The sequence below is a fragment of the Eubacterium sp. AF22-8LB genome (genome assembly GCF_003458715.1).
GTDB lineage: Bacteria > Bacillota_I > Bacilli_A > Erysipelotrichales > Erysipelotrichaceae > Holdemanella.
In genome coordinates this window covers 1-16312 of the sequence record NZ_QRVI01000028.1, presented here as the reverse complement: position 1 = coordinate 16312, position 16312 = coordinate 1, and the positions used below count along the sequence as shown (strand labels likewise).

General features: G+C 33.0%; 17 protein-coding genes. All 17 read left to right on the top strand.

Going from position 1 to position 16312, the window contains the following annotated elements; genetic code table 11:
- Positions 1 to 24 precede the first annotated feature (24 nt).
- Positions 25 to 2505, top strand: a complete 2481-nt coding sequence (locus DWY01_RS09730; protein ID WP_117995934.1) for a glycosyltransferase family 2 protein — start codon at positions 25 to 27, stop codon at positions 2503 to 2505.
- A gap of 2 nt (positions 2506 to 2507) precedes the next feature.
- Positions 2508 to 3653 carry a methyltransferase domain-containing protein gene (locus tag DWY01_RS09725; protein ID WP_243001999.1) on the top strand — a complete coding sequence of 382 codons (1146 nt, stop codon included), beginning with the start codon at positions 2508 to 2510 and terminating at the stop codon, positions 3651 to 3653.
- Positions 3654 to 4124: 471 nt separating this feature from the next.
- Positions 4125 to 5003 (top strand): glucose-1-phosphate thymidylyltransferase RfbA, encoded by an 879-nt coding sequence (gene rfbA, locus DWY01_RS09720; protein WP_117995932.1) that lies wholly within the window; start codon positions 4125 to 4127, stop codon positions 5001 to 5003.
- A gap of 14 nt (positions 5004 to 5017) precedes the next feature.
- Positions 5018 to 5590 carry a dTDP-4-dehydrorhamnose 3,5-epimerase gene (gene rfbC, locus DWY01_RS09715; protein ID WP_117995931.1) on the top strand — a complete coding sequence of 191 codons (573 nt, stop codon included), beginning with the start codon at positions 5018 to 5020 and terminating at the stop codon, positions 5588 to 5590.
- A 4-nt stretch (positions 5591 to 5594) separates the two neighbouring features.
- Entirely contained in the window at positions 5595 to 6629 is a 1035-nt protein-coding gene (gene rfbB, locus DWY01_RS09710; protein ID WP_117571150.1) for a dTDP-glucose 4,6-dehydratase, read from the top strand.
- 36 nt (positions 6630 to 6665) lie between these two features.
- A complete protein-coding gene (gene rfbD / locus DWY01_RS09705) occupies positions 6666 to 7580 on the top strand; it encodes a dTDP-4-dehydrorhamnose reductase (RefSeq protein WP_117995930.1) in 915 nt (304 codons plus the stop codon).
- A 1-nt stretch (position 7581) separates the two neighbouring features.
- Entirely contained in the window at positions 7582 to 9459 is a 1878-nt protein-coding gene (locus tag DWY01_RS09700; protein ID WP_117995929.1) for a DUF2142 domain-containing protein, read from the top strand.
- A gap of 64 nt (positions 9460 to 9523) precedes the next feature.
- The gene (locus tag DWY01_RS09695) at positions 9524 to 10759 is read left to right on the top strand and encodes a lipopolysaccharide biosynthesis protein (RefSeq protein ID WP_117995928.1); all 1236 of its coding nucleotides are present in this window, start codon (positions 9524 to 9526) and stop codon (positions 10757 to 10759) included.
- The gene (locus DWY01_RS11685) at positions 10759 to 10860 is read left to right on the top strand and encodes a glycosyltransferase (RefSeq protein WP_199519943.1); all 102 of its coding nucleotides are present in this window, start codon (positions 10759 to 10761) and stop codon (positions 10858 to 10860) included. The genes DWY01_RS09695 and DWY01_RS11685 overlap by 1 nt, the downstream gene beginning before the upstream one ends.
- Positions 10861 to 10902: 42 nt before the next feature.
- On the top strand, positions 10903 to 11025 hold the full coding sequence (locus DWY01_RS12030) for a hypothetical protein (RefSeq protein WP_371412828.1): 123 nt from the start codon (positions 10903 to 10905) through the stop codon (positions 11023 to 11025).
- Positions 10970 to 11191, top strand: coding sequence for a glycosyltransferase (locus tag DWY01_RS11585; RefSeq protein WP_371412829.1), 222 nt, complete (start codon positions 10970 to 10972; stop codon positions 11189 to 11191). Before DWY01_RS12030 ends, DWY01_RS11585 begins: the two co-directional genes overlap by 56 nt.
- A gap of 76 nt (positions 11192 to 11267) precedes the next feature.
- Positions 11268 to 11723 (top strand): hypothetical protein, encoded by a 456-nt coding sequence (locus DWY01_RS09685; protein WP_147332185.1) that lies wholly within the window; start codon positions 11268 to 11270, stop codon positions 11721 to 11723.
- A 54-nt stretch (positions 11724 to 11777) separates the two neighbouring features.
- Positions 11778 to 12494: a glycosyltransferase family 2 protein gene (locus DWY01_RS09680; RefSeq protein WP_117995925.1), complete on the top strand. Its 717-nt coding sequence runs from the start codon at positions 11778 to 11780 to the stop codon at positions 12492 to 12494.
- Positions 12494 to 12856, top strand: a complete 363-nt coding sequence (locus DWY01_RS09675) for a DUF2304 domain-containing protein (protein ID WP_117995924.1) — start codon at positions 12494 to 12496, stop codon at positions 12854 to 12856. Before DWY01_RS09680 ends, DWY01_RS09675 begins: the two co-directional genes overlap by 1 nt.
- A gap of 1 nt (position 12857) precedes the next feature.
- The gene (locus DWY01_RS09670) at positions 12858 to 13649 is read left to right on the top strand and encodes a glycosyltransferase (protein ID WP_243001998.1); all 792 of its coding nucleotides are present in this window, start codon (positions 12858 to 12860) and stop codon (positions 13647 to 13649) included.
- A gap of 103 nt (positions 13650 to 13752) precedes the next feature.
- Positions 13753 to 15267 (top strand): LTA synthase family protein, encoded by a 1515-nt coding sequence (locus DWY01_RS09665; RefSeq protein WP_158553702.1) that lies wholly within the window; start codon positions 13753 to 13755, stop codon positions 15265 to 15267.
- A complete protein-coding gene (locus tag DWY01_RS09660; protein WP_117995922.1) occupies positions 15267 to 16160 on the top strand; it encodes a diacylglycerol kinase family protein in 894 nt (297 codons plus the stop codon). The genes DWY01_RS09665 and DWY01_RS09660 overlap by 1 nt, the downstream gene beginning before the upstream one ends.
- Positions 16161 to 16312: the final 152 nt, after the last annotated feature.

Here is a 16312-nt window from a genome sequence, read left to right as displayed (position 1 = left end):
TATAGAACTGTTTTGGAGGCTACTATGAAAAGAAACTTTTTTTACACAATAGATAAAGTCATATATAAAGACATTGAAAATGCAAGCTATATTGCGGTTATTGGATGGTGTTATTCAAAGGATGATCTTCCATTGATATATTCGGCTAAAATCAATAATAAAGACGTTGCGGTGGATATAATCAAATCGCATCGTCAAGATGCATTCAAAGAACAGCATGTGGAATTAAAATCAGATTTAGTGGGATTCCGTATTAAAGTCGGTGTTGATACGGATATTGTTGATTCTTTTGAATTGCAAGTTACGGATGGGCATGAAAGTGAACAAATCTTAGTTTTAAATAAAAAGAAAATGGATAAGATTCGCAATACGACAGCTATTGAATATAGTATGGATAATGTTGCCAAAGACCTGGATACGAATTCAATTACTGTACAAGGGTGGGTATATTCTGAAAATGGAGAACCTGTACAAATTGATGTTCTAGATGAAAATGGAAAGTCATTGGAGTATAAAAAGCGTCCAATACCTAGACCGGATCTTGTGCGTTATCATTTAGTCAAGGCAGAGAATAAGAATTGCGGGTTTCAGGTGAAATTTGATGGAGATCCAGAGAAGAAATATTATCTATTATTTAGTACGGATAAAGAACAGAGAAAGGTTGAAATTGAAGAGAACAATTATACGGCACTTGGTTTGTTTAAATCGTACTTAACACATATGAATGCGCAGAGTATTCATAATGCGATGAATTATTTGAAACAAAATGGTGTGAAGCGTTTTGTGGAAAGAGTGAAACAAGGACCAAATTTAGTGGGGTATGAATACCAAAACTGGTTCTTAAAGCAGAGGGTAAAGCCAGAAGAATTAGCTCGACAATCTAAAGAACAATTTGCGTATAATCCAAAATTAAGTATTGTAGTTGCGACATTTAACACAAAAGAAGAATATTTAAAGAGAATGATTGATACAGTTGTCAATCAAAGCTATTCCAATTGGGAATTGTGTATTGCGGATGGAAGTACAACGGATGCGGTAGAGAAATATGTAAAGGCGCATTATGGGGCATATGGCGATAAGATCAAATTCAAAAAGTTAGATCAAAATTACGGTATTTCAGGAAACACAAATAAGGCTTTAGAAATGGCGGATGGAGACTATTTGGCTGTATATGATCATGATGATGTATTGGAGTTGGATTGTTTCTATGAAGTTGTGAAAGCCTTGCAGGAATATAGATATGATACGCTATATACGGATGAAGATAAGTTAAATGATAAATATAAAGTGTTTACACAACCAAACTTTAAGCCAGACTATAGTGAAGACTTATTGTGTTCGCAAAACTATATTACTCATATTTTCTTTGTCAACCGTCATATTTATGATGAAGTGGGAGGTTATCGAAGTGAATATGATGGTAGCCAAGACTATGACTATATTTTTAGATGTATTGAAAAGGCCAATGCCGTTTATCATATTCCACGTGTTTTATATCACTGGAGAATGCATCCACAATCAACTGCGATGGATCCAGAAAGTAAACTATATTGTTATACTGCGGGACAAAGAGCTATTGAGTCGCACTACAAGCGTATTGGCTTAAAGGATGTTAAGGTGGAACTGATGCCCAAACCATACTATGGTTTCTATCATACGACATATAGTACAGAGCCTAATCCATTGGTTTCGATTTTGATTCCAAACTATAATTTAAAGGATACATTAAAGACTTGTGTGGATTCGCTATATAATGTGAATACATATAAAAACTTTGAAATCGTGATTGTAGAAAACAATAGTACGGATAAGGATATTTTTGAATACTACGAAGAGCTACAAAGGGAACATGACAATGTGAAGGTTGTTACATATCAAGGCAAATTTAACTATTCAAAAATCAATAACTTTGGTATGAAATATACAAAGGGTGATTATGTATTGTTGTTGAATAATGATACAGAGGTCATTGAACCAACGGCTATCGCAGAAATGTTAGGTTGCTGCTTACGTAAAGAAGTAGGGGCTGTAGGGGCTAAGCTATTATATGAGGATGATACAGTGCAGCATGCTGGAGTAGTTATTGGCTTTGGAGGCTATGCAGGACATGTCTTTACGGATATTGATAAGGATGATCCAGGTATTTTAATGCGTCCAAGAATAAATTGTAACTATAGTGCAGTTACGGCAGCTTGTATGATGGTTAAAAAATCGGTATTTAATGAAGTGAATGGTTTTGATGAACAATTTGAAGTGGCATGTAACGATGTAGATTTATGCTTGAAGTTCCGTGAGAAAGGCTATTTGATTGTCTACAATGCATTTGCGTTATGGCATCATTATGAGTCGAAATCAAGAGGTTATGAAGATACGCCTGAAAAAGAGGCTCGTTTTGAAGCGGAAAAGAAGAAATTCCAAGCTAAATGGCCAGAGATTTTGAAGAATGGAGATCCATACTATAATCGAAACTGGAATATTCATTTAGCACCTTTTAAACTTGAATAATTATGAACTACTATAAGACAGGACAGTTCGCAAAATTAGCGAATGTGAGTGAAAGAACGATTCGATATTATGACAAAATAGGGTTATTAAAACCCTCTTTTGTTATGGAGAATGGGTATCGACAATATAGTGATTTGGATTTGTTGAAGCTTCAAAAGATTTTATCGTTGAAGCATTTGGGGTTTAGTATTGAAGAAATCTTTCCGATGGTTATGGACAATACGGATTTAAAGGAAAGCTTTGACTTGCAGATTGATTTGATTGAAGATAAGATGAGCCATTTACAATCTTTAAAGGATGCTTTAAAAAGAGCGAGTCAGGCTCCCGATTTATCTTGGAATATGATTCTTTCTTTAGTGCAATTGTCGAATGAAGAGACGAATATTATTGAGCAGTATAAGAATGCGAAGAACTTAAATGATCGAATTTGTCTTCATGAAAAATATTCTACAAATAAGCAGGGTTGGTTTAACTGGTTGTTTGAGAAGATTGATTTTTCTAAGGTGAATCGTTTGTTGGAACTTGGCTGTGGTAATGGGAAGTTGTGGCAGGAAAATAAGATTGATTTAAGGAATCGTGAAATCTTCTTATCGGATATTAGTGACGGTATGGTGGATGAGGTGCGTACGAAATTGGGTTCGGATTTTAACTGTATTGTGGTCAATGCGGAAAAGATTCCTTTTAAGAATGCATATTTTGATACGATTATTGCCAATCATGTATTGTTTTATTTGAATGATTTAAATCAGGGATTAAAGGAAATAGATAGAGTGTTAAAGCCAAACGGTATCTTTTATTGCAGTACATATGGAAAAGAGCATATGAAGGAAATTACCGAGCTCGTACAGAACTTTGATTCTCGTATTAATCTTTCAAATCATAGCTTGTATGATATTTTTGGTTTAGATAATGGGGAAGCTATATTAAAACCATACTTTAACAATATTGAAAGAATGGATTATCATGATTCTTTAGAGATCACAGAATCAAAGCCGTTGATTGATTATATTATGTCTTGTCATGGCAATCAGAATGAGATATTGGGTCCTAGACTAGCTGAGTTTAAAGAATATATTGAAGCGATTTTAAAAGAGAACAATAAAATTATAGTCACAAAACAGGCTGGACTATTTAAGGCACGTCATTAACGGCGTGCCTTGATCCGTTTATTTAGATTGTGGACAGGATGAGTTTTATTATATAGTTGATCATATTTTGATTCGAGTTCTTGGATTTCTTTTTTTTTTTTCACTTGTGATATGTTCTATATCTTCATAAGTAAGATTGTAGACTATGTATTTGATTTCTATGTAATGTTCAACACTTGAAGGAATGATACAGTTTGAATCGTTTGTTAGAAAATAGTCAAATGGATAGCTCTTCGAAAAGACGACAATTGTGACTTCATAACCGTGTTTTTTAAATTCATTTGAGATGTCTATACCGTGGATCTCAAATCCAGTGTATTTTTGTAAATATAGATTTGTGATTAGGACAGTTTTCGTGTTGTATACCTCGTAAATACATTCTAACTTAAAATAAAATTTTCTACAATTACCCTTGACCCTTACGTAACGTAAGGGTTTATTGTTTATATGTAATATATGGAGGAACTTATTATGAAAGGTATTATTTTAGCTGGTGGTAGTGGTACGCGTTTGTATCCTTTGACTAAGGTTACAAGTAAGCAATTGCTTCCCATTTATGACAAGCCTATGATTTATTATCCTATGTCTATTTTAATGCAGGCTGGGATTCGTGAGATTTTAATTATTTCAACTCCAGATGATACACCTCGTTTTCAAGAGTTGTTAGGGGATGGACATCAATTTGGGATTGAGCTTTCTTATAAGGTTCAACCTAGTCCGGATGGACTTGCTCAAGCATTTATCTTGGGTGAGGAGTTTATTGGAAATGATAGTTGTGCAATGATCTTGGGCGATAATATTTTCCATGGTCATGGTTTGACTAAGCGTTTGCGTGCGGCTGCTGAAAATGAAGTAGGGGCAACTGTATTTGGTTATTATGTAGAGGATCCTGAAAGATTTGGTGTTGTTGAATTTGATTCTGAAGGAAAAGCTATTAGTTTAGAGGAGAAGCCTGAACATCCTAAATCAAATTATGCGGTTACTGGTTTATATTTCTATGATAATAAGGTCGTTGAATATGCGAAGAATTTAAAGCCAAGTGCGCGTGGTGAATTGGAAATCACAGATTTGAACCGTATTTATTTAGAGAATGGTGAATTGAACGTTACATTATTGGGTGATGGATTTACTTGGTTAGATACGGGTACACATGAATCTTTAGTGGATGCGACTAACTTTGTGAAGACAATTGAGGAGCACCAGCATCGTAAGATTGCGTGTTTAGAAGAAATTGCTTACAACAATGGTTGGATTGGTGATGAAGAATTGGCTTCTACATATGAAATTTATAAGAAGAATCAGTATGGTGCTTATTTAAAGAAGATCATGGATCGTAAATATATTAAATAATTGGAGGTATTGTGATGAAGGTAACGAAAACAAAAATTCCTGGTGTATTGATTATTGATACGGATGTATTTGGTGATCACAGAGGATATTTTACGGAGACTTATTCTAAGCCTAAATATGAAAAGATGGGTATCACGGTAGATTTTGTACAGGACAATATGTCTTTTAGTGCACAGAAGGGTACGCTTCGTGGTTTGCACTGGCAGAATCCGCCTTATGCACAAAGTAAATTGGTTTCTTGTACAAAGGGAACGGTTATTGATGTGGCGGTAGATATTCGTAAGGGTAGTCCTACATTTGGTCAATGGGTAAGTGTTGAATTGAGTGAAGAGAATCATAGACAGTTCTTTATTCCTCAGGGTTTTGCGCATGGATTCTTAACATTAACAGATAATGTGGAATTTAGATATAAAGTAGATAATGTCTACAATAAAGAATCTGAGGGTGGAATGCGTTATGATGATCCTACTTGTAATGTAGATTGGGGTTCATTATTGAATGGTATTGAGCCAGTATTAAGCGAGAAGGATATGGTTGGTCCGACTTTAGAAAAGTCAAACAATCAATTTGAATATAAAGGAGAATAATAAAATGAAAATTTTAGTAACAGGTGGTGCTGGTTTCATTGGTGGAAACTTCGTGCACTATATGGTAAACAAATATCCTGAGGATATGATTGTAAACTTAGATAAATTAACATATGCAGGTAACTTAGAGACTTGTAAGCCTGTAGAGGATAAACCGAACTACAAGTTTATCAAGGGTGATATTGCAGATCGTGAATTCATCATGGATTTGTTTGAAAAGGAAAAATTTGATGTCGTAGTTAACTTTGCGGCAGAAAGCCATGTGGATCGTAGTATTGAAGATCCAGAAATCTTCGTTAAGACAAATGTTATGGGGACAACTACATTATTGGATGCTTGTGTTAAATATGGTATTCAAAGATATCACCAGGTATCAACAGATGAAGTATATGGTGATTTACCATTGGATCGTCCTGACTTGTTCTTTACTGAAAACACACCTTTACACACTTCAAGTCCTTATTCAAGTGCAAAGGCAAGTGCTGATTTATTTGTATTGGCATATCATAGAACGTATGGTTTGCCAGTAACAATTAGTCGTTGTTCAAATAACTATGGTCCCTATCATTTCCCAGAAAAATTAATTCCATTAATTATTTCTCGTGCTTTAAATGATGAAACAATTCCAGTTTATGGAACAGGTGAAAATGTACGTGACTGGTTACATGTTTATGATCACTGTGTCGCAATCGATTTAATTGTTCGTAAGGGACGTGTTGGTGAAGTTTATAATGTGGGTGGTCACAATGAAAGAACAAACTTAGAAGTTGTAAAGACTGTACTTCATGCATTAAACAAACCAGAAAGCTTAATTACGTATGTAACAGATCGTAAAGGTCACGATATGCGTTATGCGATTGATCCTACTAAGTTGGAAACAGAGCTTGGATGGAAACCAAAATATACATTTGATACAGGTATTCCAATGACAATTCAATGGTATTTAGATAATAAAGAATGGTGGGAAAACATCATTAGTGGTGAATACCAGAACTATTTTGAAAAGATGTATGTAGAAAAAGGAAGAGCTAAGGAATAATCTTTAGCTTTTCTTGCTTAAATAGGAGGAAACAAAATGAAGGTTTTTGTGACAGGTGTTGCAGGTCAATTGGGTCATGATGTGATGAATGAATTGGCTAAAAGAGGCTATACAGGTGTAGGAACAGACTTGGCTGAAAGCTATCGTGGAATTCAGGATGGTTCTTATGTTACTACGGCTGAATATGTATCTTTGGATATTACAGACAAAGAAGCCGTAATGAATACAATTCAATCTGTAAAGCCCGATGTAGTTGTGCATTGTGCAGCTTGGACAGCTGTAGACTTGGCTGAGGATGAAGATAAGCAGGCAAAGGTAAAAGCTATCAATGTGGATGGTACACAAAATATTGCGGATGCTTGTAAAGAAGTGGATGCAAAGATGGTGTATATTTCTACGGACTATGTATTTGATGGCCAGGGAAATGAGCCTTGGGATCCGGATTGTAAGGATTATAAGCCTTTAAATGTATATGGACAGACTAAATTAGGTGGAGAATTGGCTGTTTCAAGTACTTTAAGTAAATATTTTATTGTTCGTATCGCATGGGTATTTGGTAAGAATGGAAATAACTTTATTAAGACAATGTTGAATGTAGGAAAGAAATTTGATACATTAAAAGTCGTGAATGATCAAATTGGTACACCAACCTATACTTATGATTTAGCTCGTTTATTAGTGGATATGATTGAAACGGATAAATATGGTTATTATCATGCGACAAATGAGGGTGGCTATATCAGCTGGTATGATTTTGCGTGTGAAATCTTTAAGCAGGCAGGTTATACAAATACTGTACTTCCAGTCACAACAGAAGAGTATGGTTTATCTAAAGCAGCTCGTCCTTTTAATTCTCGATTGGATAAGTCAAAGTTAGTTGAGAATGGATTTGAACCACTTCCTACTTGGCAGGATGCGTTGGCTCGTTATTTGAAAGAAATTGAATTCTAGTATGAGATACAAAAAGATATTAATTTGTATTGCACTTGTTCTTATTTCTGTTTTAGGTGTCGAATTATTCTCAAATAGAGATATAATCTTTTTAAATAAGTCTGAAAAGGGAATTATTGAATTACAACCTACATTAGAAGAAAATGAGAATCAAGATGAAGTTGTAAAGACAACGATTAAGTTTGATGTTGGAAATAAGTATGTTAGTAAATTTGAGTTTGATTATAAATATAATGATTTGTTGAATTCAAACATTACGATTGGATATGTGAATGGTTTTGGCAATGTTGAAGAAAAATCAATTACGGATTCAAACTCCGTTTTATTAAATAAAAACATTATTAACGTGAATGAGAGAGTACAATATATAAAAGTAGAAGTACCTAATGTTGATAGTAGCAATATTCAAATTAAAAAAGGGAAGATTTTAAATCGTTTTGAAATGAAATTTTCGCGTATGTTTATTACGTTCTCTATTGTATTTGTTTTGGAAATGTTGTTGTTGTTTAGAAACTATTTTTTAAGTCATCTTGAAAATGCCTTTGTGCTTGTAGCCTTGTTGATGGGTATCTGCATGCTTCTTTGTGTTCCGAATATTAAAATTGGTTGGGATGAAGAAACACATTTTAACAGAGCTTATAAATTGGCTATATTACCTAGTCAAGAAAAAGTAGCTGATGAAATCAACGGTTTCTTCTCTACAAATACCCTTTATAATTATCCACTTGCACAGCCTAGTTCAGGGGATGAAAATGAAGAGATTGGTACAATTCTAAATGATGCTTATGATAATGGTAAGAAGAAAAACGAAGTAAAAGGCTGGACAAGTAGTGTTTATACGCCAGGATATGTATTCCAGGCTTTAGGAATTAAATTGGCTAAACTTTGTGGCTTATCCTTTACAGGTGTTGTTTTCTGTGGACGATTATTTAGCTTGTTATCCTATGTTGTTCTGCTTTACTTTGCGATTAAGATCTTGCCAATTGGTAAAGAAATCTTATTCTTTATTTCAGCAATGCCTACTTCTGTTTTAATTGCGATTACATTTAATTATGATGTTGTCGTATATGGTTGTATTGCGTTAGGGATTGCCTTAATTTTAAGGGAATACTTATCTAAAAAAGAGGTAGTCAATGAAAAGTTTTTATTACTTGCGATATTGATTATGACCTTTGGATGTTTACCTAAAGCTGTCTATGCTCCATTGATTTTATTGCCAATTATGATTCCAAATAAGCGATTTAAATCAAAGAAAAAGGCATATTGTGTTAAGATTGCGAGTGGTTTGGCATTTACGTTATTGATGTCAACCTTTGTGCTTCCAGCTTTATTAGGTAAAGCACAAAATGATACTCGTGGTGGTGCTGTTGATTCTGTTGCCCAATTAAAATCGATTCTTACACATCCAATTACATATACGGGTGTGTTACTTGAACATATTTTAAAGACCTTCCCGTCTTTTGTTTTTGGAGAAGCTCAATATCGTTTGATGGCACATTTACAAACAGCTCGATTTGAATACTTGATTCCGGCTATGGCTGCGTTCGTGATTTTAGTATCACCTAAAGCATATGATAAAACGAACTATAACGAATTGGTCGTTAAAGATCGTATTTGGTTCATTGTTTTGATAGGCCTAAGTGTGGCCTTGGTATGGACATCTTTATATATGGCATATACAGTACCTGGAGTTGAAATGATTAATGGTGTACAAGGTCGATACTATAAACCAGTATTACCATTATTCTATATTTTCTTATCTTCATTCCATATTCATTTAAATATCGGAGAAGATAAATATAGATTGATATTAACATTATTGTGTTTATTGGTTTTGGCAGGTACATGTCTAAATCTATTCAATCTTTATTGTTTATAAAAAAAGAAGAGCTTGCTCTTCTTTTTTATGATATATTCAATGTAAGAAAGTTCGAGGTTTTATTGTGGATAATTCAATTTCAAAAAAGAATGTAATATGGAATATGATAGGGACAACTTTTAATGCGTTTAATTCCTTGTTTTTCATGATGATAGTTACAAGAATAAATGGTTTAAAAAGTTCGGGTGTATTTACTTTGGCATTTTCATTAGCCTGTTTATTATGCTTGATTGGTGGATATGAAGGTCGTGTATATCAGGTAACGGATGTTAAGAATGAATATTCAGACGTTGAATATATTGTACATAGAATCATCACATGTGTAATCATGATGGTTATAGTAATTTTTTATTGCTTCATAATGAAGTATGATATATATAAGTTTATTGTTACGTTTGCATTATGTTTAATGAAATGTTTTGAAGTGTTTTCAGATGTTTTCTATGGAGTTCTTCAAAAGAATGATAAATTGTATATTGTTGGTATTTCTTTATTCTTAAAATCTGTTTTTTCTGTTGTTGCGTTTATTGCGTTTGATTTAATAACGAAGAATTTATTGATTTCTTGTTTAGTTTTAGATCTAGTATGGGTTATATTATTCTTAATGTATGACTTACCAAAATCAAAGAGTATTATACAAAAGGATAGCTATAGTTTCTCAAATGTACTAAGACTTTTTAAAACAGGCTTCTTCTCTTTTGCGATTTTATTTCTATCTGTTTATCTAGTTTATGCTCAAAAATATGCATTGGATGGAGTTGTAGAAGAAAGTTTACAGGCCATTTTTGGTATGATTTTAATGCCGGCAACGATTATTAGTTTGGCTGGGCAATATTTATTGCAGCCTATTTTAAATACAATGGCTAATCTTAATTCGAATGGAGAAAAGAAAGAGTTTAATAAGATAGTCTTTAAGGCTTTATTGTTGATTGCTGCCTTTGGGGTTGTTTGCGTCATTGGTGCCTATATTTTAGGGATTCCTGTATTGAATATTTTATATAATGTCAATATTGATGATTATAAACTACATTTATTGATTATAATTTTTGGAGCTATTTTATATTCTATGAGTACATTGTTGTCAGCTGCACTCACAACAGTTCGGTATACGTTTGTACAGTTTATTGTGTTTTCGATTTCTTCTGTCATTGCGTTTGTTATTTCGCAAATTTTAATTGGTCAATTTTCCATTTATGGAGCAGCCATAGCGTATTTGATTACCATGGCATGTCAATTTATCTTGTATGTTATAATATATATTGTGATTATGAAAAAGATTGATTTTAAGGAGGTTGCTTAATGCCTTTAGTGAGTATAGTTGTTCCTGTTTACATTGCACAAGAATTTTTATCTATATGTGTAGAGAGTATTTTAAATCAGACTTTTGATGATTTTGAATGATTATTAATTGATGATGGTTCAAAGGATCAGTCTTTACAAGCAATGCATGAATTTAGTAAGAGAGATACAAGAATCAGATTATTTCATCATGAAAATCATGGAGTTGGCTATACGCGTAAATCGAGGGATTCAACTCGCAAGTGGTCAATATATTACATTTATTAATGCGGAGGATTTTGTAGATAATAATTATTTAGAAACATTCATGAATGAAATTGGAAATAATGATGTTTTAATTTCCGAATATAAAAAGGTCACAATGAAAAGTCACGATGTTTTGTTTACTTCGATTCCATTGGATTGTGAGTGGACAGAATTTAAATATGTTTAGACTTGTGCAAAGTTTTATGCATTGAATTTTTTAAAGGAGAATCATATTCAATATGCACGTTTAAAAATTGGTGAAGATGTATATTTTTAATTTAACTATTAATTCAAAGACAGAAAATATTAAAATTATTTCGTATGCTGGTTATAACTATTGTTTAAATGAAAATTCTGTAACTCAGAATCGTAAAACATTAGTTGTGGATAATAAAATATTGTCTTTGTTGAATCAAATTTACAATGACTTATCTTTAGAAAAGAAATATTCAAATAAAATGATTCAATATTTTTATTTGAAAACAGTCGTTCAATTTCTGCTGATGCAAGTCAATGTGTGTGATAAAAAGACGTATTTACAGCTATGTCATGAAGCATTTAACTTTTTAAAATACCATGGATATAATGGATATTCGCCTGTTAAAGAGGAAGAATTTAAGATTCGTTTTTGTGTATTTGCGTATTGGATAGCGAATAAAATGCATTTACATGGATTGTTATATAGCTTGGTTCGTCCTTTGCATTTACAAATTGGTTGATTGATTTAAATGAAAAATTGTGTTAATGTGTAAAAGTTGCGAGGAGGTATTGGAGTGAATAAAATTTTATTGATTATTCCAGCATATAACGAGCAAGAATCTATATTGTCTACAACGAAGACAATTGATGAGTATAATAAGAATCATTCAAATACTTTGGACTATATTGTAATTAATGATGGTTCAAAGGATAATACGGAAAATATATTAGTTGAAAATCAAATTCCACATATTCAGCTGGTACATAATTTAGGTATTGGTGGAGCAGTGCAAACCGGATATAAATATGCATTTGAAAATGGATATGATATTGCGATTCAGTTTGACGGAGATGGTCAGCATGATGTGAATTTTGTTGAAGATATTTGCAAGCCAATTTTAGAAGGTAATGCGAATATGTCGATTGGTTCACGTTTTGTAGAAGGGTCTACCAGTGAATTTAAATCTACAAAGGCGCGTCAAATGGGAATTAAGATTATTTCGGCTTTTATCAAGTGCTTTACGCATGAAAAGCTTTATGATGTAACTTCTGGTTTTCGTGCTATAGATAGAGGGTTGATTCAACAATTTGCGAATGACTATCCTTTAGAATATCCAGAGCCTATTTCTACAACACAAATTCTAAAAGAAGGTAAGCACGTAAGTGAGGTACCGGTTGAAATGAATGAGCGTAGTGGAGGGGTTTCTTCGATTCGTAGTTGGAAGAATGCTTACTATATGATTAATGTACTTTTATCTATTATGATTATTGGAACTAGGAGGTCAAAATAATGCCGTTTAATTTAAGGTTATCGATTTTAATTATTGCGCTCATTTTGGCAGCTGTGATTCTTCGTGTGCTTCATAAGGATATGATTCCTGTTAAGTATTCTTTATTATGGGCTATTGGTGTTATACTTTTGATTATTCTTTCTATTTGGCCTAATATTTTAGTTTCGCTTGCATCTTTGATTGGGTTCCAAACAATTTCAAATATGGTGACAGGTGTTTTGTTTGTCATTTTATTGTTCATCACTATTTCATTGACTGTGATTGTGTCTGGTCAAAAGAAAAAGATTATTTTATTGGTTCAGGAAGTATCTATTTTGAAGAATAGAGTGGATGATTTGGAAAATAAGAAAGGTGAGTTGTAATATGATGACTCATACTTTTGTTGTATTGGCATACAAGGAGTCAAGATATTTAGAGAATTGTATTCAATCAGTCTTAAATCAGGAATTTAAAAGTGATGTTGTGATCGCAACATCAACTAGAAATGATTTTATTGAAAGAATAGCGAATAAGTATCATTTGGATATTATTGACAATCCAAATCCTGGAAAAGGTATTGGTTATGATTTTGATTTTGCGAGAACGTGTGTTCATTCGGATTTGGTGACAATTGCTCATCAGGATGATGTATATGATCCAACGTATTCAAAAGAGGTGGTTTCTCATTTTGAAAAATATAAGGATGCAACGATTCTTTTTACTGATTATTATGAATTGCGTAATGGTAAAAGGGTATACAAAAATACCAACTTAAAAATTAAGCGAATCATGTTGATGCCTCTTCATAATAAGAAACTTTCGAATCATAAAATTATCAAAAGACTTCCACTATCATTAGGAGATCCAATTTGTTGTCCGGCGGTAACTTTTAGTCAAAAGAATCTAAAAGTAGATAAGTTATTTGCGTGTCACATGAAGTGTGATGTAGATTGGAATGCGTGGGAAATTGCTTCAAAAATTAAGGGAAGATTTGTATTTATAAATCAACCTTTAATGGGGCATCGAATTCATGAAGAATCCACAACGACGGAAATCATTGAAGATAATAATCGTTCAAAGGAAGATTATGAAATCTTTAGAAGATTTTGGATTGTGCCTATTGCTAAATTATTGACGAAGTTGTATTCCAATTCGGAAAAGAGTAATGAGGTTTAAATAATTTGACAGATTTGTTAAAAGAGTTTTACAAATGAAACTCTTTTTTTTACATTTTATGATATACTAATCAAGGTTTTTATGTTAACAAAGGATGTTTGATATGAAGAGAAGAAGACTAATTTCAGTATTGACAGTAATTTTTGTTTTTATAGGATTATTATTAGTAAAGGTTGCTAAGTGGGTGCCTGATACATTTGGAGATATTCCTTTTGAACAGGTAGTATTCCATTTATTGGTTCCTATTCAAGGGACGGATACGTCCTTTGTGGATAGTTTTATACAGGAATGTTTACCGTTACCCGGTATTGTTTCTGGCTTGTTTTTGATCTTGTGCATTTTAAAAGATTGGCAAGTTGGGAACGATATTAAAAGTGGAGAGTTTAAACATAAAACATACAATACACTTATTATTATCACAACGGTAGCATGCTTATTTATTTTTGGATTTGGTGTTACAGACTGTATTTATGCTGTTGGTATTGATCAATATTGGTATAATATTGCACATCCTTCTAAGATCTATGAAGAATATTATGTGGATCCTGCAAGTGTAAAATATACGTTTCCTGAACAAAAAAGAAACTTGGTTTATATCTTTATGGAGTCTATGGAAACAACATATGAAGATTATGATAATGGAGGTGCGGTTGAGGAATCTTTGATTCCGGAATTGACTCAATTGGCCAATCAAAATTTAACATTCTCATATGGCAATAAGGATAATAATGGTTTTTATGTGCCTTCTATGTCTGGTTGGACAGCTGCAGCATTAGTAGGACAAACGAGTGGTGTGCCTTTAAATATTCCAATTGATGGTAATAGCTATGTAAGTGAGGATAGCTTTTTACCTGGAACGTATTCGATTGGACAGATTCTAGAGGCGAATGGCTATCAAAATGAATTGTTGATTGGTTCGGATGCTAAATTTGGGGGAAGAAAGTATTATTTTGACCAGCATGGTAATTTTAATATTGTAGATTATCATTCGGCAATTCAAAATGGTTGGATTGACAAAGATTATAATGTTTGGTGGGGCTATGAGGATTTGAAACTATTTGAATTTGCGAAAATAGAACTCACAAGACTTGCTTCAACAGGACAGCCGTTTAATTTTAATATGTTGACGGCAGATACCCATCATATTGGTGGCTATATTTGTTCGGAGTGTGAAGATATATATGGAGATCAATATTCGAATGTAATTCGTTGTTCAAGTAAACATGTAACTGAGCTTGTACAATGGATTCAAGAACAACCATGGTATGAGAATACAACGATTGTATTAGCGGGAGATCATCCAAGTATGGATCCGGATTGGTTTAAGAATATTGAGGCTAGTGGCTATACGCGTAAGTGTTATTATACGATTGTAAATCCGGCAATTCAGCCTGAAACACAAAAATCACGTAAAATCACAACCTATGATTTATTTCCAACAACATTAGCTAGTTTGGGAGTAACCTTTAATAATAATCGTTTAGGCTTGGGTACAAATTTATATACGCAAACGCCGACATTGATAGAGAAGTTAGGATATAAGAAATTAGATAAGGAATTAACGCGTCACTCGAATTATTATGATAAATATATCTTATATGGAAAGGATAAACGTTAATGGAACGAAAAAAAGTATTGCTATTAATTAATCCGAATTCTGGTAAGAAAAATTCTAAGGGTCAATTGTTGGATGCATTAAATGTATTTTCTTCACAAAATTATCAAATGGAAATCTATTTATCTCAGAAAAGAATGGATGTTTGTGATTACATTATTGAGAACGCAAGTCGCTTTGATGTGGTTGCCATCTTTGGTGGGGATGGCACATTAAATGAGGCAACAAATGGCTTGATGCAATTAGAAAACAAACCTGTGATTGCCTATTTTCCAACGGGTACGATGAATGATTTTGGTACAAACTTTGGTTTAACCAACAACATGGAAGAATGTGCTCGGATTGCTTGTAAAGAAAAGGTTGAATTCTTTGATGTTGGGAAAATGAATTCGCGTTATTTTAATTATGTGGCTGGCTTTGGGGCTTTTTGTAATGTTAGCTATGAAACTAAACAAGAATTAAAGAAGCAATTAGGAAATATGGCGTATATTATTAAGGCTCTTCATGAAATTCCAAACTTACATCCTTATCATGTAAAGATGAATTTAGATGGTAAGGTGTTTGAAAAGGATTTGATGTTCGGTTTAATTATCAATGGCAATCGAGTGGCTGGATTTGAAATGGTAGAACAAGATGACAATACATTTAAGGATGGATTGTTTGATATTATTCTTGTTGAGCATACACCAAATCTATTAGAGCTTTATAATTATCCATTAGGAGTGTTGCATCCTGAACTCAATATGAAGTATGTAGAAAGATATAGAGCTAAATCTATTATGATTGAATCCACTGAGAAATTAGCTTGGACACTCGATGGAGAAGAGGGTGAATCTACATTGGTTGCTAAGGTAGAGAATCATCCTAGAGCTTTACAGATATATACGAACAAGTAAGGAAGAATTAGTTAAAATATAACCGTTTTAAAGGGATTGTGTGATGCAATTCCTTTTTTTACTTGATTGAAATTGAAAGCGTTTTTTATTAAAATCCCGAGTTTGACAGTTGAAAAAGTAAAAAGTGCTAGAAAGCCTTTATTCAAGGTTTA